We start from the raw sequence: 18,323 nt of genomic DNA, 5'->3' as shown, positions 1-18,323 counted from the left end.
CTCGCGCGGGTCACGGCCCGGCCACCGGGATGAGGCGGAACTCGGCCGCCGGATCGGAGAGCCCCGTGATGAAGGCGAGCAGCGAGTCCGCTCGGGAATCGATCCGCCAGTCGTTCGTCGACCGTTCGCCCTCCACGTAGGTGGTCACCGCGAGGTTGAACCAGGCGAAGCCGATCACGTCGGCGTTCTCCTCCTGCCGGAACGACTCGAAGAAGCTCGTCACCCACTCGGGCTTATGGCCGCCCGTCTCCGACGCGCCGACCTCCGAGAGCATGATCGGCTTGTCGGTGAGCGCGCGGAGCTGGTCGAGGCTCGCTCCGAAGCTGTAGTCGAAGGTGAACACCTGATCCGGCTTGTAGGCGGGTCGAAGGTATCCGGACAGTCCGACCCAGTCGACGTACTCGTCCCCGGGGTAGAGGCTTGCGAGGAAGGCCGGGTCCTTCTGCAGCGCCGGGAGGTTGTTGACGATGTTCGGCGACCAGAGCCACCCGACGTACTCGTTGGCACCCTCCTCCTCGAAGATGTCGTGGACGTGCCGCCACATCTTCACGAAGTCGCCGCGCGAATTGCCGTTGATCGACGCGCCCTTCGACGTGACCTCGTTCCAGGGGTACCAGACGCCGTTCATCTCGTGGTCGAGTCGGATCACGAGTGGCAGTCCCGTCGCGATGATGTCGCGAGCGTACTGCCGCAGGTAGTCGTCGAATCCGCCCTCGATGATGACGGGGAGCGAGTACTCCGGCTCGTCGATCACGTCGTTCTTCGACTCGATCGGCCGCGACTCCCACGTGAGCATCGGGACGCGACCCTGCTGCCAGGCACGCGTGACGGCGCTCGCTCGGAACTCCTCGTCCCAGCCGCTGAAGTAGCCGACGAGGTTCGGGGACGCGCCGATCTTCGCCGCGGTGTTGTCGAGGGTCGCCCAGTTGAAGGGCGCCTGCTCCGTGTACATGCCGAAGTACCGGTAGTCCGGGTCGAGGATCGACGCGAGCGACGGCGCCGTGATCGCGGGCGTGTCCGGGCTGTCACCCGATCCGCCGCCGGCCCCTCCCCCCGAGCCGCCGCCACCGCCGGCACCGCCGCCACCGCCGGGTGCGCCGGGCGAGGACGGCGCAGCGGGAGCCGAGCCGCTCCCGCCGCCGGACTCGCGCGCCGCTTCGAGTGACGCGTTGGCGCGGTCGAGCTCGGCCCTCACGTCGACGAGCTCCTGCTGCGCCTCGGCGAGCAGCGCCGTATAGGAGGACTTCTGTTCGAGCTGCTCCGCGAGGAGCGCCTCGACCTGGTCGGACTGCAGCGAGACGGTCGACTCGAGATCGGCGACCTTCTGCTCGAGGCCGGAGATCGTCGCCGTCAGTTGCGCGTTCTCCGCCTGGAGATGCGTGGGTGACAACGCCTCCTGGATCGCCTGCACGGTGCTCTGTCCGCCGGGTGACGTCCAGACGACGTAGGTCATGATCGACAACGCCGTGACGAACGCGACGGACGCGAGCGTCGTGAGCCGGGACTTCGAGGTGGTCGGCGCCCACCAGTGTGCCGAGACCGCGCTAGACAATGAACACCACCTGCAGAGCGAAGATGGTCGCGCCGATCAGGTACGGGATACCCGCGTACAGGTTCGGGCGACGGCGCGGCTTCCGCGCGGACCGGACCCGCCGCACGGCGACCTCCGTGGTCGAGCGCTCGAGGACGGCGAGGGCCGTGCCCGGTGCGCTCGGCACCGTCGCCGCTCCGTCCGCTGACGACTCCGCCATCGCCGTCAACTCCGGAGCCGCGACCGAGGCATCGTCGATCACGGCGGTCGGGGAGCTCGCGAGTTCGAGTGCGTCCGGGTCGTCGACGGCACCGCCGTATGCGCCGGCCCGCGTGCCCCAACCGCTCGCGTGGGCCATCCGGAAGAACCCGATGATGCGGATGGGCATGAGGAAGAACGTCGACACGATGATGAACACGGGGAGGCGGAAGAAGTCCGTCGGCTTTTCGGAGAGGTGGCGCATCTGCCGGATGGCCATGCTCACGACGGTCGAGGCGACCATGAGTCCGAGCACGTAGAGCAGGCCGGTACTGAAACCGAACTCGGCGAGGAAGCCTTCGTAGAGATCCTGGCCCTGCCCCGTGAGCGCTCGGTAGACCCAGCCGATGATCACCCCGGCGAGCAGGAACGGCAGCACGATGTCCATGACGAAGAAGAAGCACAGGAGCGGAGCGTGCACCGCCATCCACGGAAACATCCGTAGGGTGTTGTACTGGCTCCCCCGAGCCCAGCGGAGCTGCTGCTTGAACAGTTTCTTCACCTGCAGGGGTGCGTCGGTGTAGACGAGGCTCGTGTACTGGTAGACGGTGCTGTACCCCTCCTTCAGCGTGAGGTTCGTGAGCGTCCGGTCATCGGAGACCTCGAGGAATACGCCCATGAACCTCTCGGTCATGAAGCGGTCCATCACGCGTATGAGGATCGAGCGCCGGAACGCGATCGTACGTCCGGGCAGGCAACCGACCTGGCCCAGCACGCTCTGCGCCGGCATCGAGTAGAGCGCCCGCGAATTCTCGAGCCAGTCAGCCCAGCGGGTGATCCAGCTGCGAGTGGGATCGAGGATCCGCTGACGCGTCGTCACCCCTCCGACACGTGCCTCCGCGAACGGCTTCACCAGTTCGGTGAGTGTGCCGTCCGTCCAGATCGTGTCGGAGTCGACGAGGACGGTGATCTCGCCGTTCGACAGCTCCGTTCCCACGCGGACGGCATTGCGCTTCCCGGGGATCGGGGTGTGGACCCAGCGCACGAGGGGGGCGAACTCCTCGCACACCTCCACGAGGCCCGCGTTCGGAGCGCCGTTGATGACGACGATGATCTCTCCGGGGCGCTGCTCGACCATCCGGCCGAGCACCTCGCGGAAGAGATCGAGGGGTTCGTCGACGACCGGGACGACGACGCTCGTGGTACCGGTGAACGTTCCGGTGTACGGCCGGTAGCGAGAGGACAGCACGACCTTGATGAGCCACAGGGCCCAGATGAAGGCGGAGTAGACGACGAACATGTAGAGCTCGGGATGACCTCCGAGCATGTGCCTCAACTGCAGGATGACGATGAACACGAACGACTCCTCGAAAACCACAGACGGTGGAGAGAGAACGGATCCACGACGTTGGGGAGGGGGACTCGGGTGAGTGATGTCTAACACCCCTCTTTCGGGCGTCACAACCCGGCCGAATGGGGGACATACCGTCGCGTCGGCGGGCGACCGGTGGAGCGCCGACTTCCCCGGGGGACGGAGCTTGAGACGGCCGCGCGCAGGTTCGAACGACGCCAGATCCGAGGCCTGTCAGCGCTTCCGACTCGATCCCCGAGGCAAATATCCCGGTCACAGTCCGGATCCGCAAACGGAGGCACGTCACCGGTAAGCCTGAGGGAATCCGAGGGCTGATCAGGGAAATGAAGCATCTCACTACCGGATCGGGGGTCGCGACCGGCTTATGGCTGGTCCAGAGGAGCGGACGGCTTCCGGTGGAAATTCACGACGCCGGAACGAACGCTTAACCTGCCCGAAACGCGCGCGGCGCGTCCTCGCGGTCAGTCGGCCTCGGGAATGCCGTAGAAGAGGCGCTCGAAGACGGCGCGCGCTCGGCGTGTGACGGCGAGATAGTCCTCCTCGAGCTCGCTCGCCGAGCCGGGTGCGTAGTCGAGGATGCGCGCGATGCCGTCGAGCTGGCGACGATCGGACGGAAGCACGTCGATCGTCTTGTTGAGCCACAGCGTCATCGCCGATCGGACGCGGGACGCGAACACCCAGGCCGCATCGAGCGTCTGCGCGTCCTCATCACTCACGAGACCCTCCTGACGGGCGACCTCGAGCGCCTCGCGCGTCGACGTCGTGCGAAGACGGGGAATGGTCGCGGCGTGCTCGAGCTGAAGCAGCTGCACGAGCCACTCGACGTCGCTCAGCGAGCCGCGCCCCAGTTTGACGTGTCGGGCGGGATCCGCCCCCTTCGGGAGGCGTTCGCTCTCGACGCGCGCCTTGATGCGCTTGACCTCGCGGACGTCGGCCTCGCTCACGTCGTCCCGGTAGCGGACGGAGTCGGCGAGTCGCGCGAAGTCGTCGAGGAGGGCGGGGTCCCCGACCACGGGGCGCGCGCGGAGCAGCGCTTGCGCCTCCCACGTGAGCGACCAGCGCTCGTAGTATGCGCGATACGAGTCGAGAGATCGCGTGACCGGGCCGTTCTTCCCCTCGGGCCGGAGACCGATGTCGAGATCGAGCGGCAACCGGGGATCGTCGGTCAGCCGAGTGAGCTCGTGCACGATCCGGGTGGCGGCTCGGGGAACCTCGTCCGCCCGCGCCCCCGTCGCCCGGTAGACGTAGATGACGTCGGTGTCCGAGCCGAAACCGAGCTCGCTGCCGCCGTACCGTCCCATACCGATGACCGCGAACTCGAAGGGCGGGTCGTCGACGGCGGCGTCCCGCAGCGCCCCGACCATGCCCGTGAGGGTCGCGGTCGTGACGTCCGACAGGGCGTCCGATATGTCGCGCAGCGAGTTGACGCCGAGGACCGAGGACATCGCGAGCCGGAGGATCTCGCGTCGGCGGACCCGACGAATCGAGGCCGCCGCCCGTTCGAGGTCCTCGTGCCGCGAGAGGATCGCGTGCATCTCCTCGTCGAGGGTGGCACGCGGCTTCGCGCGCAACTCGTCGTCGTCGGCGAGCCACGCGGCCGCCTCCGGAAACCGGTCCATGAGTTCACCGATGTAACGGGAACCCGACAAGACGCGCGTGAGCCTCTCGGCCGCGCCGGAGGAGTCCCGCAGCATCCGCAGGAACCAGTGCGTCTCCCCCAGCGACTCGCTCACACGGCGGAAGGTCAGCAACCCGTAGTCGGGATCCGCGCCCTCGGCGAACCAGCGGAGCATCACCGGCAGGAGGAGGCGTTGGATGGTCGCGGAGCGGGACACTCCCGAGGTGAGCGCGGCGATGTGCGAGAAGGCGCCGGCGGGATCGCGGAAGCCGATGGCTGCGAGGCGTGCGGCCGCCTGGTCGGGCGTCAGAACGAACTCGTCGTCAGGGAGCGCGGCGACGGCGCTCAGCAGGGGGCGGTAGAACAGCCGCTCGTGCAACGTCCGGACGCTGTGCTTCGTGCGCTCCCAGGTCTCGACGAGCTGCGACGCCGTGGCCGCGAGCCGGGAGCCGCGCGCGAGCGCGCGGAGCGCATCCTCGTCGCGTGGCATGAGGTGCGTTCGCCGCAGTCTGGTCAACTGCAGTCGGTGCTCGAGGACGCGCAGCAGCCGGTAGTCGGCGGCGAAGTCCGCGGCCTCGGCCCGGCCGATGTACCCGCGGCCGGCGAGGGCATCGAGCGCCGCGAGCGTCCCGCGCTGGTGGACGGCGTCGTCCGTGGAGCCGTGCACGAGCTGGAGCAGCTGCACGGTGAACTCGATGTCGCGCAGGCCGCCGGGGCCCAGCTTGAGCTGGTGGTGGACGTCCTCCGTGGGGATGTGCTCGGTCACCCGCTCGCGCATGCGCTGGACGCTCTCGACGAAGCCCTCGCGCGACGAACTCGACCACACGCGCGGCGCGACCGCGGCCACGTAGCGGTCGCCGAGTTCCCGGTCGCCCGCGAAGGACCGCGCCTTGAGAAGGGCCTGGAACTCCCAGCTCTTCGCCCATCGGTCGTAGTAGGCGAGGTGGGATTCGAGGGTGCGGACGAGCGCACCCGCCTTCCCCTCGGGCCGGAGGTTGGCGTCCACCTCCCACAGCGGCGGCTCCACGCCGTGCTCCGCGATACCCCTCATCGTGAGCATCGCGAGTCGCGTGGAGATGTCGACGGCGCGCGCCGAGGAGACGTCACCGTCCGGCTCGGTCACGAAGATGACGTCGACGTCGCTCACGTAGTTGAGCTCGGACGCGCCGGCCTTCCCCATCCCGATGATCGCGAACCGCGTGGCGGCGACCTCGTGCGGCGGGAAGCGACCGGGACCGGCGACGTCCGAGGACACCATGCGGCGCGCGACGGCGAGGGAGGCGTCGAGCGCGGCGGCGGCGAGATCGGCGAGGCACTCCGAGACCCGTGCGACGACGTCGACGGGAGAGCGGGAGGTGAGATCGAATGCCGCGATCGCGGTGAGCCACCGCCGGTAGCAGACCCGGAGCGCCGTCCATTCCGCCTCGGTCCCCTCCGCGGACGTGCCGTCCGTCGCTTCCACCGACGAGAGCAGCGACGACCGCAGCGCCTCCACCGACGGCAGGGCCGTGAGCGGCGTGTCGAAGACCTCGAGGCAGTCCGGATGGCGCTCGAGGAACTCCGCGAGGCCGCTCGACGCCCCGAGGACCGCGAGCATCGTGCGCCGTGAGGAGGCGGGGACGCACGCCTGCCTGACCTCGTCCGGGTGACTCCGCGCGAGGGCGAGGAGAGCGTTCAGTGCGGCGTCGGGGTCCGCGACGTCGGTGAAGTCGCCGACGATCTCGACGTCGCCGACGACCGAGAGCGCGTCGAGTTCGTCGAGCCGCGTTCGCGCCTCCGAGAGCGACATGAATCCGACCCTGGCGAGCCCGCTGAGGGTCGCCAACTCGCGTCTCATCGGCTCAGAGGATCTGGAGGTTCGTCTCGAGCTCGAACGGCGTCACCTGAGCGCGGTACTGCTGCCACTCCTGACGCTTGTTGAGCAGCACGTAGTTGAACACCTGCTCGCCGAGCGTTTCCGCGACGAGCTCCGAGCGCTCCATGAGGCTCGTGGCTCGATCGAGGCTCGCCGGAAGGCTGTCGTAGCCGAGAGCGCGGCGCTCCGTGTCGGTGAGGCTCCAGACGTTGTCCTCGGCCTCCGGGGGAAGCTCGTAGCCCTCCTCGATGCCCTTGAGGCCCGCGGCGAGCATGAGCGAGAACGCGAGGTACGGGTTGGCCGCCGAGTCGATCGCCCGATACTCGACCCGAGCGGACTGGCCCTTGTTGGGCTTGTAGAGCGGAACGCGCACGAGCGCCGAGCGGTTGTTGTGGCCCCAGGAGACGAAGCTCGGTGCTTCCGAGACCATGCCGGTGCCGACGCCGCCCCAGAGTCGCTTGTAGGAGTTGACGAACTGGTTCGTCACGGCGGTGATCTCGGGAGCGTGCGTGAGCAGGCCCGCGATGAACTGCCGCCCGATCTTCGAGAGCTGGTACTGCGCCCCCGCCTCGTAGAACGCGTTCGAGTCGCCCTCGAAGAGCGACATGTGGGTGTGCATGCCGCTGCCGGGCTTCTGCGCCAGAGGCTTCGGCATGAACGTGGCGTGCACGCCCTGTTCGATCGCCACCTCCTTGATGACGGTGCGGAACGTCATGATGTTGTCGGCGGTCGTCAGGGCGTCGGCGTAGCGGAGGTCGATCTCGTTCTGACCGGGACCGGCCTCATGGTGGCTGAACTCCACGGAGATGCCGAGGTCCTCGAGCATGCGCACCGAGCGGCGCCGGAAGTCGTGAGCCGTGCCGCCGGGCACGTTGTCGAAGTAGCCGGCGTTGTCGACGGGCACCGGGCCGTCCGAGCCGTACTGCGCCGACTTCAGGAGGTAGAACTCGATCTCGGGGTGGGTGTAGAAGGTGAAGCCGGCCTCGGCCGCCTTCGCGAGCGTGCGCTTGAGCACGTTGCGCGGATCGGCGACCGCCGGCTGGCCGTCGGGCGTCGTGATGTCGCAGAACATGCGAGCGGTCGGGTCGATCTCACCGCGCCACGGCAGGATCTGGAACGTCGACGGGTCGGGAAGCGCGAGGAGGTCGGACTCGTACGAGCGGGACAGCCCCTCGATCGCCGAACCGTCGAAACCGAGGCCCTCGGCGAACGCACCTTCGACCTCCGCCGGCGCGATCGCGACCGACTTCAGCGTGCCGACGACGTCCGTGAACCACAGCCTGACGAACTTGACACCGCGCTCCTCGATCGTCCGAAGCACGAAGTCACGCTGCTTGTCCATCCACTCCTCTTTCAGTCGGCCGGGCGAATCCCAGGCTACCGTCTCGGCGCTGTACGTGAGCGGTGGACGGCAGGCGCGTCACGCGTCCTCCGCGGCCTCTTCCTCGGCCCAACGGCGGCTGTTCTCGCGCAGCTTCTGGGGAGCCGCGGCGGCCTCCTGCTCGGTGTCGAACGGGCCCGCTCGATCCACGGAGGGCGACAGGAAACCGTGCTCGACCGCCCCGGTGCGGAGGTTGTACCAGTACTTCTTGTCGTCGTCGGTCGACATCTCGGCTCCTTCGTCGCGTTGCCATGATCCTAGCGCCGCGCGCGGGGCCCGACCCGGCCTCGCTACGCTGGGAGACATGACGAAGCACACTTCCTCGGTCGCGATCGGCATCGACATCGGGGGGACCGGCATCAAGGGCGCGACGGTCGACCTCGAGAAGGGGGTGTTCGTGAGCGATCGGATCAAGATCGCCACTCCCGAGGGCGGTCGACCGGACGACATCGTCTCCGTCGTCGCCGACATCGTCTCGCAGCTCCCGTCCTCCGATGACGAGTCGATCGCGATCGGCGTCGCCTTCCCCGCGATCGTCAAGCGCGGACGGACACTCAGCGCCGCGAACGTCTCCGACGAGTGGATCGGACTCGAGGCCGAGAAGAAGTTCGAGAAGGCGATCGGACGCGACATCACGTTCGTGAACGACGCGGACGCCGCCGGATTCGCCGAAGCCCGTTTCGGCGCGGCGAAGGACGTCGAGGGCGTCACCCTCGTGACGACGCTCGGAACCGGGATCGGGACCGCCCTTCTCTTCGACGGGGTGCTCGTCCCGAACGCCGAGCTCGGTCACCTCGAGATCGACGGCAGGGACATCGAGACCGTCGCGTCCTACGGCGCGAAGGAGCGGGACGATCTCAGCTGGGAGGAGTGGGCCGCCCTCCTGACGACGTTCTACAAGCGGCTCGAGCGGCTCATGGCGCCGGACCTGTTCATCGTCGGCGGTGGTGTCTCGAAGCACCACGAGCACTTCCTCCCGCTCATCGACATCGATACGCCGATCATCCCGGCGACCCACCGCAACAAGGCGGGGATCCTGGGAGCCGCGGCGATGGCCGATCGCGGCCACCCCGCTGTTCCCGAGAAGTCGACGACGGGAGCCTGAGCCCGGCCGGCGTTCGAGACGATCGGGCGTCGGCCGACCCCGGCGGTCGAGGTGAACGGGCCGGCTGATACGCCGGGTTCTGTCGCGGCATGAATGCCGCTGACGGCCATCTCTCTCGGGATTGCGTCACCGCAACCCTCTAGCGGTCTACCCGAGGACGGGACGAGCAGCCCCATGGTCCCCTGTCTGACCTTGCTCCGGGCGAGGTTTACCGAGCCGGCCGGGTCACCCCGGCCGCTGGTGGTCTCTTACACCACCGTTTCACCCTTACCCCCGACGCGCACGCCGGTGGCGGTCTGTTCTCTGTTGCACTGTCTCGCGGGTTACCCCGGGTGGGTGTTACCCACCGCCCTGCTCTGCGGAGCCCGGACGTTCCTCGGCGGACGACGGGCGGACCCGTGCGACCGACGCGGCCGTCTTGCCGACCCGTTCACAGAGACGATCCTACCGGGTGGCGCGTCCGCGCCTCGGGCGCGAGCCTCTCAGAGTCCGGACTCCTCGGTGCGCACGAGTACGGCACCGCACTCGGGGCAGAGGACGACCTCGTCAGCCGCTGCGGCTCGCACCGCGGCGAAGTCGTTCCCCGTGAGCGTCATGGTGCACGCGCCGCACGTGCCCGCACGGAAGAGTGCGGCGCCGAATCCGCTCCGGGATCGGGAGCGCTCGTAGACGGAGAGGAGCGACTCCTCGATCGTGGCGATCACGCTCTCGCGGGAGGCTTTCAGCGCATCGAGCTCCCGCTCGAGTCCCGCGCGGCTCTCGTCGCGCGCCGCCTCGAGCTCCGCGATGCGGTCGCGCAGGGCGGCGTCGGACGTCGCGGTCTCCCCGTAAGCGGCTTCGGCCGCTTCGAGACGCTCCATGACCTCGAGCTCCGCGTCCTCGAGATTCTCCTTGCGCCGCCGCAGCGAGACGAGCTCCGATTCGAGGGCCGTCGCGTCCTTCGCCGACACGGATCCGGAGAGACGATCCGTGTCGCGAGCGATACGGGTGTCGACGACGGTCGCGTCGGACTCGATGCGCGAGAGCTCCGTCCGCGCGTCCTCGACGACGCCGAGTTCGGTCGCGAGGCGGCCGCGGAGCGCGTCGCGCTCCGCGACGACGGCGGCGATCGCCGCGTTCTCCGGCAGGTGGCTGAGGCGATGGGCGACCCGGGTGACGTTCGTGTCGACGGTCTGGAGGTCGAGGAGCGAGCGTTGGGCTGCTGCGGTGGCTTTCATCGGTTTCTCACTTCGGTGTTCGAGAGGAGGTCATTGCGTGACGACGAAGTCCCACGGGTCGGTGCGGAGGTCGCTCACGCGCACGTCGAGGTCGGGGAGTTCGTGGCGGAGCTGGTCGGCGGCGGTCTCCAACCACAGCCACTCGCTCGCCCAGTGGGAGGTGTCGAGGAGGACGGGGCCGGTGCCGAGAGCGGCACGCTGGCTCGCGTCGGACGCGGGGTGGTGTCGCAGGTCGCTCGTGATGTAGACGTCCGCGGCGAGGACCGCAGGGTGCTCGAGCAGGGAGTCGCCGGCACCGGCGCACAAGGCGATCTCCGAAACGGAGGTCTCGTACGCGCCCGCCGCCCGGACTCCCCCGGCCGTGGCGGGAAGCAGCTGCGCGAGGGCCGCGGCGAGCGCTCCCAGTGTGGTCGGATGCGCGAGCCGCCCGACGCGTCCGATGCCGTGGGCTCCCGAGGCGTCGGGCTCGATGGGGCGCACGTCGGACAGTCCGAGGAGCGAGGCGAGCACGCCGGAGGTGCCGTCCGTCACGACGTCGGCATTCGTGTGCGCCGAGACCAGCGCGCAACCCGCGCGGAGGAGCCTCGAGACGAGTGCTCCCTTGACGGTGTCGCCCGCTAGTGATGTGACACCACGGAGGAGGAGCGGGTGGTGCGCGATGAGGAGGTCGCTCTTCTCGGCGACGGCCTCGTCGACGGTGTCGGCGACGACGTCCACAACGAACGACACGCGGGAGATCTCGTCGTCGGGGTGACCGCAGACGAGGCCCGTCGCGTCCCACGAGGAAGCGCCTGCGGCCGGCCACAGACGTTCGGTGGTCTCGAGGACTTCGGCGAGGGCGTACGGCACGACAATCACCCTACGGGATGCCCCGATCCGCGGGAGCGGCCGGTTCCAGGGTCTCGGGACGGCCGCACTCGCACATGGGAGTGGCGCCGCACCGTTCGGACGCCCGGCGGCGTAGCATCGTGGGGATGAACGAGACGCCGATCGCCACGCCGTACGAAGACCTCCTCCGGGATGTGCTCGAGAACGGGACGCCGAAGTCGGACCGCACGGGCACCGGCACGCGAAGCGTGTTCGGACGCCAGATCCGCTTCGACCTGTCGGAGGGCTTCCCCCTCATCACGACGAAGCGTGTGCACTTCCGCTCCATCGCCTACGAGCTTCTGTGGTTCCTGCGCGGCGACGGCAACATCCGGTGGCTCACGGACCACGGCGTCACCATCTGGGACGAGTGGGCGGACGCGAACGGCGATCTCGGACCCGTCTACGGCGTGCAGTGGAGGTCCTGGCCCGCGCCGGACGGCCAGCACATCGACCAGCTCCAGCAGATCATCGACACCATCCGGCGCGACCCGGACTCCCGCCGGCTCGTCGTCTCCGCCTGGAACGTCGCCGACATCCCGAACATGGCGCTCGCCCCGTGCCACGCCCTGTTCCAGTTCTACGTCGCGGACGGCAAGCTGTCCTGCCAGCTCTACCAGCGCAGCGCCGACATGTTCCTCGGAGTGCCGTTCAACATCGCGAGTTACGCCCTGCTGACGCACCTCGTCGCGGCACAGACGGGGCTCGAAGTCGGCGACTTCATCTGGACGGGCGGCGACTGCCACATCTACGACAACCACGTCGAGCAGGTCGAGGAGCAGCTCTCCCGCACGCCGTTCCCGGCTCCGCGTCTGCACATCACGGGTGAGCACGCCGACATCTCCGAGTACACCTTCGAGGACCTCGTCGTGGAGGACTACCAGCACCACCCGGCGATCCGCGCGGCCGTCGCGGTCTGACGCCGCGTGCTCGGGCTCATCTGGGCGCAGGCCCGCGACGCGGTCATCGGCCGCGACGGCGGCATGCCGTGGCACGTCCCGGAGGACATGGCGCATTTCAAGGCTGTGACGGTCGGCACGACCGTCGTCATGGGCCGACGCACGTGGGAGTCCTTCCCGGACCGGTTCCGGCCCCTCCCCCATCGGCGGAACATCGTCCTCACGCGTGACGCCGGGTGGGCGGCCGACGGGGCGGAGCATGCGGCGTCCCTCGACGAGGCTCTCGAGCTCACCGGGTCGGATGACGTCTGGGTCATCGGTGGCGGGGTGCTCTACGCGGAGGCGATCCATCGAGCGGACGTCATCGAACTGACCGAACTCGACCTCGAGGTCGACGGAGACACTCGTGCCCCCGCCATCGGGCCGGAATGGACGACCGTCGCCGTCGAACCCGACTCCGGCTGGTCGACCTCGCGGACGGGCGTGCCGTACCGCTTCCTCCGCCTGGAGCGCACGGGCGCCTGACACGGCCGACCTCCGGCAGGCAAGCCCTTCCTGCGGCGCCCCTCCGACGGGCTAACGTCGAGAATCCACCTGCCGTTCGACGAGGGGAAGGCATGTTCCAGCGGAACGTGGCACCGGGCGTGCACCGACTCTGCATCGCCCACACCAACGTGTACCTCGTCGAGCACGACGACAGGGTCCTCATCGTCGACGCCGGGCTCCCGTCGTTCTGGCGCCCCCTCGTCGATGCTCTCACCGAGATCGGCCGCCGCCCAGCCGACGTCGACGGCGTCGCCCTGACGCACGCGCACTTCGACCACGTGGGCGTCGCGAAGCGAATCCGCGAGGAATGGGGCGTACCCGTGTGGGTGCACATCGCCGACCTCCGGCTCGCTGCCCACCCGTACTCCTACCGCCCGGAGACCGCCCGGCTGCTCTACCCGCTTCGGCACCCGGGCGGTCTGCGTCCGCTCGCGGCGATGGCGGCGGCCGGAGCGCTCCTGGTACCGGGGGTGAAGGATGCGACGATCCTCTCCCCCGGGTTCCCCCTCCCCGGGATGCCCGCCGTCGTACCGACGCCCGGCCACACGGCCGGGCACGTCGCGCTCCACTTCCCGGAGCAGGACGCCCTCATCGTCGGCGACGCGATCGTGACCCTCGATCCGTACACGGGAGAGGCCGGCCCCCAGATCGTGGCGCGAGCGGCGACGGCGAACAGTCCCGAGGCGTTGCGCTCGCTCGACGCCCTCGTCGAGACCGGTGCGACGACCGTCCTCCCGGGACACGGCGAGCCGTGGCCGGACGGAATCCGATCGGCCGTCGAGGCCGCCCGGAAGCGCGGCGCGCACTGATGACCCCACTGCTCCTCCGCGACGCGGGCGAGCCGGTAGCCCGACTCGTCGGCGCGTCGGGCACGTAGACTCCTCGAGTGCCACCAGCAGTCCCACCGGCCTCGCGCACGCGACGTGGTCACCTGATCGACCTCTCCCCCCTGCGACAGAGCCCGGCGTTCGCGCGTCTGTGGGCGGGCAGCGCGGTCGCCGGCATCGGCGGCCAGATGACGATCGTCGCCGTCGGTCTCCACATCTACGAGATCACGGGCTCGACGTTCGCCGTCGCGATGGTCGGGACGATCGCGCTCATCCCCATGATCGCCGCGGGACTCTACGGCGGCATGCTCGCCGACGCCTTCGATCGGCGCCGCGTAGCCCTCGCCTCCGCGACCGTCGCGTGGCTCTCGACGATCGGGCTCGCGCTCGTGGCCTGGACGGGGGTCGAGGCCGTCTGGCCCTTCTACGTGCTGACGACCCTCACGTCCGTCGCCGCGACCATCACGGGGACCGCTCGCGCCGCCATCACGCCGCGCCTCGTACCGCGCGAACTCCTGCCCGCCGCCTCGGCGCTCGGCGGCGTGAGCATGGGCGTCATGGTCACGGTGGGCCCGGCCATCGCGGGCGTCCTCGTGGCATCGGTGGGCTTCGGATGGACGTACACCGTCGACGTGATCCTCTTCACCGCTGCGTTCCTCGGCATCGTCACGCTTCCGCCGATCCGGCCGGAGGGCGAGACCCATCGGCCGGGACTCGAATCCGTGCGCACGGGACTGCGGTTCCTCCGCGGAGCCCCCAACATCCGGATGTCCTTCATCGTCGACATCGTCGCGATGACGTTCGGTCGACCGCACGCCCTCTTTCCCGCGGTCGGCTCGCTCGTCATCGGCGGTGGGGCCGTGACGGTCGGCATCCTCACCGCGGCCGGTGCCGTCGGCACCCTCGTGTGCAGCCTCTTCTCGGGGCGGATCGGTCTCGTCCGGCGTCACGGTGTCGCGATCGGCTGGTCCATCGGCGTGTACGGCGCATTCGTCGCCGGATTCGGCGCGGTGCTCGCGGTTCTCGTGCTCTCGGGATCGACGCGCCCGACGACCTCGATCGAGGGCGCCGACCTCGTCGCCCTGGGCATCGCCGCCGTCATGCTCGCGGGCACCGGCGCCGCTGACAACGTGAGTTCGATCTTCCGCAACACCATGCTCCAGACCGCCGTGCCCGACAACATGCGCGGACGATTGCAGGGCATCTTCACCGTGGTCGTGACGGGCGGCCCGCGGGTCGGCGACCTCTACGTCGGCGCCGCGGCCCTCCTCGTGAGCGTATGGGTGCCGCCGCTCCTCGGCGGTGTGCTCATCGTCGCGCTCATCGCTCTGTGCCTCCGCCTCACACCGAGCTTCCGGACCTACGACGCAGACCATCCCACTCCCTGAGGCGTGAGGCAATCCCGTTCGCGACGCGAGCGGGTGGTCCTAGCGTCGAGGCATGGAGTGGTTCTCGGCCGACGACTACGAACTCGCTCGCGAGGTGCTGCAACGCGGCATCGCGGCGATCTATCTCGTCGCCTTCCTGTCGACGGCGGCCCAGTTCCGCGTACTCCTCGGCGAGCGCGGCTTGCTGCCCGTCCCAGACTTCGTGCGACGCACATCGTGGTCGCGAGCCCCGAGCCTGTTCCGGTTCGCCTACTCGGACCGTCTCCTGCTCGCCGTCACCATCGTGGGATCGATCGTCGCGATCTCGCTCGTCCTCGGGCTGCCGCAAACGGGGCCGCCGTGGCTGCCGCTCCTCGCGTTCCTCGTCATCTGGGCGCTCTACCTGTCGATCGTGAATGTCGGGCAGACCTTCTACGGCTTCGGCTGGGAGACCCTCCTCCTCGAGGCGGGCTTCCTCGCGGCCTTCCTGGGCTCGCGGGACGCTCCCCCACCGCTTCCGGTCATGATCCTGTTCTGGTGGCTCGTCTTCCGGCTCGAGTTCGGCGCCGGCATGATCAAGATGCGCGGCGACGCGTCGTGGCGCGACCTCACGGCGTTGTACTACCACCACGAGACGCAGCCGATGCCGAATCCCCTGAGCCGGTCCGCACACCTCCTGCCGCGGTGGTTCCATCGCCTCGAGGTGCTGGCGAATCACGTCTCGCAGCTCGTCGTGCCGTTCCTGCTCTTCGTCCCCGGACCGGTGGGGACGGCGGCCGGGCTCATCGTCGTCGCGACACAGGCCTGGCTCGTGCTCACCGGCAACTTCGCGTGGCTCAACGTGCTGACGATGATCCTCGCATTCAGCGCCGTGGCCGATCCCGCCTGGATCGACGACGGATCGCGGGATCCGACGTCACCCGTCTGGTTCGTGGTCGTGGTCGCGACGGCGAGCGCCACCCTGCTCGTGCTCAGTTGGCGTCCTCTCCGCAATCTCTTCTCCCGGCACCAGTTGATGAACGCGAGCTTCGACCCCCTCCACCTCGTGAACGCCTACGGGGCCTTCGGGAGCGTGACGACCGAGCGCCTCGAGGTGATCGTGGAGGGGACCGTCGAGGAGCACGCGGACGCAGGATGGCGGGAGTACGAATTCCGAGGGAAGCCCGGCGATCCGACGAGGCGTCCGCGGCAGTTCGCGCCGTACCATCTGCGCCTCGACTGGCTCATGTGGTTCCTCGCCCTCGGCCGACTGGAGCCGTGGTTCCTCGTCTTCCTCGTGCGGCTGCTCGAGGCGGATAGCGCGACGCTGCGTCTCCTCCGAACGGATCCGTTCGACGGACGGCGCCCCGCTCGAGTCCGCGCGCGATTGTTCCTGTACCGCTTCGCGACGCACGAGGAGCGGCGGCGGACGGGGCTCTACTGGGTGCGGCAGCCCGTGGGTGAGCTCATCGCGCCGATCGGCCTCGAGTCGGGCGGCCGTGTGGTCTGAGACTCACCGTCGGGGACGCTTGCCTCGGGGACCGAATGGGAGCACGATCGAACACATGTTCGATTACGCATCGACGTCGACCCCCTGTCCTGCGCGGGACGATGATGGTCCGGCGTGCTCTCGTTTCGGAACCGGGGCACCCTTCGGACTGTGCGACGCCCATGCGGCCATCGTCCTCGAGTGGGCCGATGGCGAGATCGGGCGGACCGATCTCCTCCCGACACCGTGCAGCCTCTGCGGGTCGCGCCTCGGAGTACGACACCCCGCAGGCTGGTCGTGCGCCGTCTGCGAGTGGCGCGCGGGCGACGTCCTCGACGGAGAGCTGCCGCCGCCGCGTGTCGACGTCGTCTACTACATCCGTTTCGAGGACCGCATCAAGATCGGTACGACCGCGAATCCGAGGCAGCGTCTCGCACGGCTCTGGCATCACGATGTCCTCGCCTTCGAGCAAGGCGACCGGATCGTGGAACGCCGTCGCCACGAGCAGTTCGCCGCGGACCGGCTCGGCCGCTCCGAGTGGTTCTCCCCGTCTCGCGAACTCGGCGAGCACGTCGCCGCTCTCGCCGCGGGCGTCGACGATCCGTGGCTCCGCCACGCTCGCTGGGTCAGCGAGGCGATCGCGCGTCGCGGGTGAGGTCGTCCACGACGCTGCCAAACGCGATACGCCTCGATCGCCGATCGCGCCATCCCTGGACGCTCGTGCCCGGTTTTGGAAGCGTTGACGTATGTCCTACATCCGATTGATCCTGCCCGATGAGAACGATGTGAACTTCGAGGGCGAGACGCCGCCCGAGACGTACACCACCAACAACGGGGAGTACGTCCTCGTCCGCGTTGGCGAGACGGTGGACGTCACCGACGACGCGGCCGGTCACCACGAGGTCGCGGTGACGCAGGCCTGGTACGAGCGGAGCCTTGGGGTCTGAGACGGAAGGCCCCGCTCGTGACGCTTCGAGGGTGGGCCCTACCGGGCTCGAACCGATGACATCCACGGTGTAAACGTGGCGCTCTACCAACTGAGCTAAAGGCCCCCGCGCGCGCGGCGCTCGACAATGGTAGCGCGTCGGCGTCCGGCCGTCCGCCGCTCGCGCCCGCCGCCTGGCAGGGTGGGAGTCATGACGCTCCGCCACACGCTGCTCGCCCTCCTCGTCGTGGTGCTGTGGGGAGCGAATTTCGCCGTCATCGACGAAGGACTCGAAGGCGTCCCTCCCCTGCTGTTCCTCGCGATGCGGTTCGTGCTCGTCGCTCTCCCCGCCGTCTTCTTCGTGAAGCCGCCGACGGCTCCCGTCCGCGTCGTCGTCCTCATCGGTGCGTTCATGAGCCTCGGGCAGTTCTCGCTGCTCTACGTCGCCCTCCACCTCGGGATGCCGTCGGGACTCGCGTCGCTCCTGCTGCAGGTCCAGGTCATCTTCACGGTCCTCATCGCGGCGGTCGCCCTGAAGGAGCGACCGAGGCGGCGCCAGATCGTCGGTGTCGTGATCGGAACGACGGGCCTCGGCGTCGTCATCTCCGGTCAGGCCGGAGCCATAGCGTGGCTGCCCGTCGTCGTGATCCTCGCCGCCGCGCTCTCGTGGGCGATCGGCAACGTCGTCACGCGGTACGCGCGGGTGTCGTCGGGCCTCTCGATCGTCGTGTGGTCGGCTCTCGTCGTCCCGCTCCCGAGCTTCCTGCTCGCCCTCGCGGTGGAAAGCCCTGCCGTCGTGTTCGATGCCCTCGCGAACCTGTCGCTCGTCGCGATCCTCTCGACGCTCTACACGGCGGTCGCCGCGTCGCTCGTCGGTTACGGGATCTGGAACTCGCTCATGGCGATCTATCCCGCGAGCCGCGTCGCGCCGTTCACGCTGCTCGTGCCGATCATCGGGCTGCTGGCGGCGTGGCTCGTTCAGGGCGAGGTGCCCACGGTGCTCGAACTCGGCGGAGGAGCCGTCATGCTCGCCGGGATCGCCGCAGCCGTCCTGGCGCCGAGGCGGCGTGGCGGCGAGCCGTCTCCCGTGGTGCGTCCGGAGACGTCGGGGTAACGCGACCGCGCGCGTCGCGCCTCAGGCTCATGC

Annotated in this window: 16 protein-coding genes, 1 tRNA gene and 1 other RNA gene; 9 read left to right on the top strand and 9 right to left on the bottom strand. The window is 69.1% G+C overall.

Annotation, left to right across the window (positions count from 1 at the left end):
* Positions 1-10 precede the first annotated feature (10 nt).
* The 5 genes from ELQ90_RS05980 to ELQ90_RS05960 all read right to left on the bottom strand — a co-directional run bounded on the left by ELQ90_RS05980 (position 11) and on the right by ELQ90_RS05960 (position 8,183).
* On the bottom strand, positions 11-1,552 hold the full coding sequence (locus tag ELQ90_RS05980; protein WP_128494363.1) for a glycosyl hydrolase: 1,542 nt from the start codon (positions 1,550-1,552) through the stop codon (positions 11-13).
* Positions 1,545-3,086 carry a glycosyltransferase gene (locus ELQ90_RS05975; protein ID WP_128494362.1) on the bottom strand — a complete coding sequence of 514 codons (1,542 nt, stop codon included), beginning with the start codon at positions 3,084-3,086 and terminating at the stop codon, positions 1,545-1,547. The genes ELQ90_RS05980 and ELQ90_RS05975 overlap by 8 nt, the downstream gene beginning before the upstream one ends.
* Before the next feature lie 476 nt (positions 3,087-3,562).
* Complete coding sequence (locus ELQ90_RS05970; protein ID WP_128494361.1) at positions 3,563-6,556, bottom strand: bifunctional [glutamine synthetase] adenylyltransferase/[glutamine synthetase]-adenylyl-L-tyrosine phosphorylase; 2,994 nt, start codon at positions 6,554-6,556, stop codon at positions 3,563-3,565.
* Positions 6,557-6,560: 4 nt separating this feature from the next.
* Complete coding sequence (locus ELQ90_RS05965) at positions 6,561-7,916, bottom strand: glutamine synthetase family protein (protein ID WP_128494360.1); 1,356 nt, start codon at positions 7,914-7,916, stop codon at positions 6,561-6,563.
* A gap of 78 nt (positions 7,917-7,994) precedes the next feature.
* Complete coding sequence (locus ELQ90_RS05960) at positions 7,995-8,183, bottom strand: SPOR domain-containing protein (protein WP_128494359.1); 189 nt, start codon at positions 8,181-8,183, stop codon at positions 7,995-7,997.
* Positions 8,184-8,259: 76 nt separating this feature from the next.
* Between ELQ90_RS05960 and ppgK the strand changes: the two genes are divergently transcribed.
* A complete protein-coding gene (gene ppgK, locus ELQ90_RS05955; RefSeq protein ID WP_128494358.1) occupies positions 8,260-9,060 on the top strand; it encodes a polyphosphate--glucose phosphotransferase in 801 nt (266 codons plus the stop codon).
* Between the two features lie 52 nt (positions 9,061-9,112).
* Here the strand turns inward: ppgK and rnpB are convergent.
* The 3 genes from rnpB to ELQ90_RS05940 form a co-directional block, all read right to left on the bottom strand.
* Positions 9,113-9,489, bottom strand: an RNA gene (gene rnpB / locus ELQ90_RS05950) — RNase P RNA component class A.
* Positions 9,490-9,542: 53 nt separating this feature from the next.
* Positions 9,543-10,277, bottom strand: a complete 735-nt coding sequence (locus ELQ90_RS05945; RefSeq protein ID WP_128494357.1) for a zinc ribbon domain-containing protein — start codon at positions 10,275-10,277, stop codon at positions 9,543-9,545.
* Positions 10,278-10,307: 30 nt separating this feature from the next.
* The gene (locus ELQ90_RS05940; protein WP_128494356.1) at positions 10,308-11,126 is read right to left on the bottom strand and encodes a Nif3-like dinuclear metal center hexameric protein; all 819 of its coding nucleotides are present in this window, start codon (positions 11,124-11,126) and stop codon (positions 10,308-10,310) included.
* A 125-nt stretch (positions 11,127-11,251) separates the two neighbouring features.
* Here ELQ90_RS05940 and ELQ90_RS05935 point away from each other — a divergent pair, with 125 nt between their 5' ends.
* The 7 genes from ELQ90_RS05935 (at position 11,252) to ELQ90_RS05905 (ending at position 17,198) form a co-directional block, all read left to right on the top strand.
* Positions 11,252-12,064 (top strand): thymidylate synthase, encoded by an 813-nt coding sequence (locus ELQ90_RS05935; protein WP_128494355.1) that lies wholly within the window; start codon positions 11,252-11,254, stop codon positions 12,062-12,064.
* 6 nt (positions 12,065-12,070) lie between these two features.
* Positions 12,071-12,568, top strand: coding sequence for a dihydrofolate reductase (locus ELQ90_RS05930; protein ID WP_128494354.1), 498 nt, complete (start codon positions 12,071-12,073; stop codon positions 12,566-12,568).
* A gap of 92 nt (positions 12,569-12,660) precedes the next feature.
* Positions 12,661-13,398, top strand: coding sequence for an MBL fold metallo-hydrolase (locus ELQ90_RS05925; RefSeq protein WP_128494353.1), 738 nt, complete (start codon positions 12,661-12,663; stop codon positions 13,396-13,398).
* Between the two features lie 77 nt (positions 13,399-13,475).
* Positions 13,476-14,804, top strand: coding sequence for an MFS transporter (locus ELQ90_RS05920; RefSeq protein ID WP_208020579.1), 1,329 nt, complete (start codon positions 13,476-13,478; stop codon positions 14,802-14,804).
* Between the two features lie 52 nt (positions 14,805-14,856).
* The gene (locus tag ELQ90_RS05915; RefSeq protein WP_128494352.1) at positions 14,857-16,272 is read left to right on the top strand and encodes a lipase maturation factor family protein; all 1,416 of its coding nucleotides are present in this window, start codon (positions 14,857-14,859) and stop codon (positions 16,270-16,272) included.
* Positions 16,273-16,327: 55 nt separating this feature from the next.
* Positions 16,328-16,906: a GIY-YIG nuclease family protein gene (locus tag ELQ90_RS05910; RefSeq protein WP_243696036.1), complete on the top strand. Its 579-nt coding sequence runs from the start codon at positions 16,328-16,330 to the stop codon at positions 16,904-16,906.
* Between the two features lie 91 nt (positions 16,907-16,997).
* The gene (locus ELQ90_RS05905; protein WP_128494351.1) at positions 16,998-17,198 is read left to right on the top strand and encodes a hypothetical protein; all 201 of its coding nucleotides are present in this window, start codon (positions 16,998-17,000) and stop codon (positions 17,196-17,198) included.
* Between the two features lie 32 nt (positions 17,199-17,230).
* Here the strand turns inward: ELQ90_RS05905 and ELQ90_RS05900 are convergent.
* Positions 17,231-17,303 (bottom strand) — tRNA-Val (locus tag ELQ90_RS05900).
* A gap of 84 nt (positions 17,304-17,387) precedes the next feature.
* Here ELQ90_RS05900 and ELQ90_RS05895 point away from each other — a divergent pair.
* Positions 17,388-18,290 (top strand): EamA family transporter, encoded by a 903-nt coding sequence (locus ELQ90_RS05895; protein WP_128494350.1) that lies wholly within the window; start codon positions 17,388-17,390, stop codon positions 18,288-18,290.
* The last annotated feature ends 33 nt before the right edge of the window (positions 18,291-18,323 follow it).

The sequence above is a fragment of the Labedella phragmitis genome, from assembly GCF_004078635.1.
GTDB lineage: Bacteria > Actinomycetota > Actinomycetes > Actinomycetales > Microbacteriaceae > Labedella > Labedella phragmitis.
Note: the sequence above shows the minus strand (reverse complement) of the source record. Positions and strands in the feature narration are given on the sequence as shown.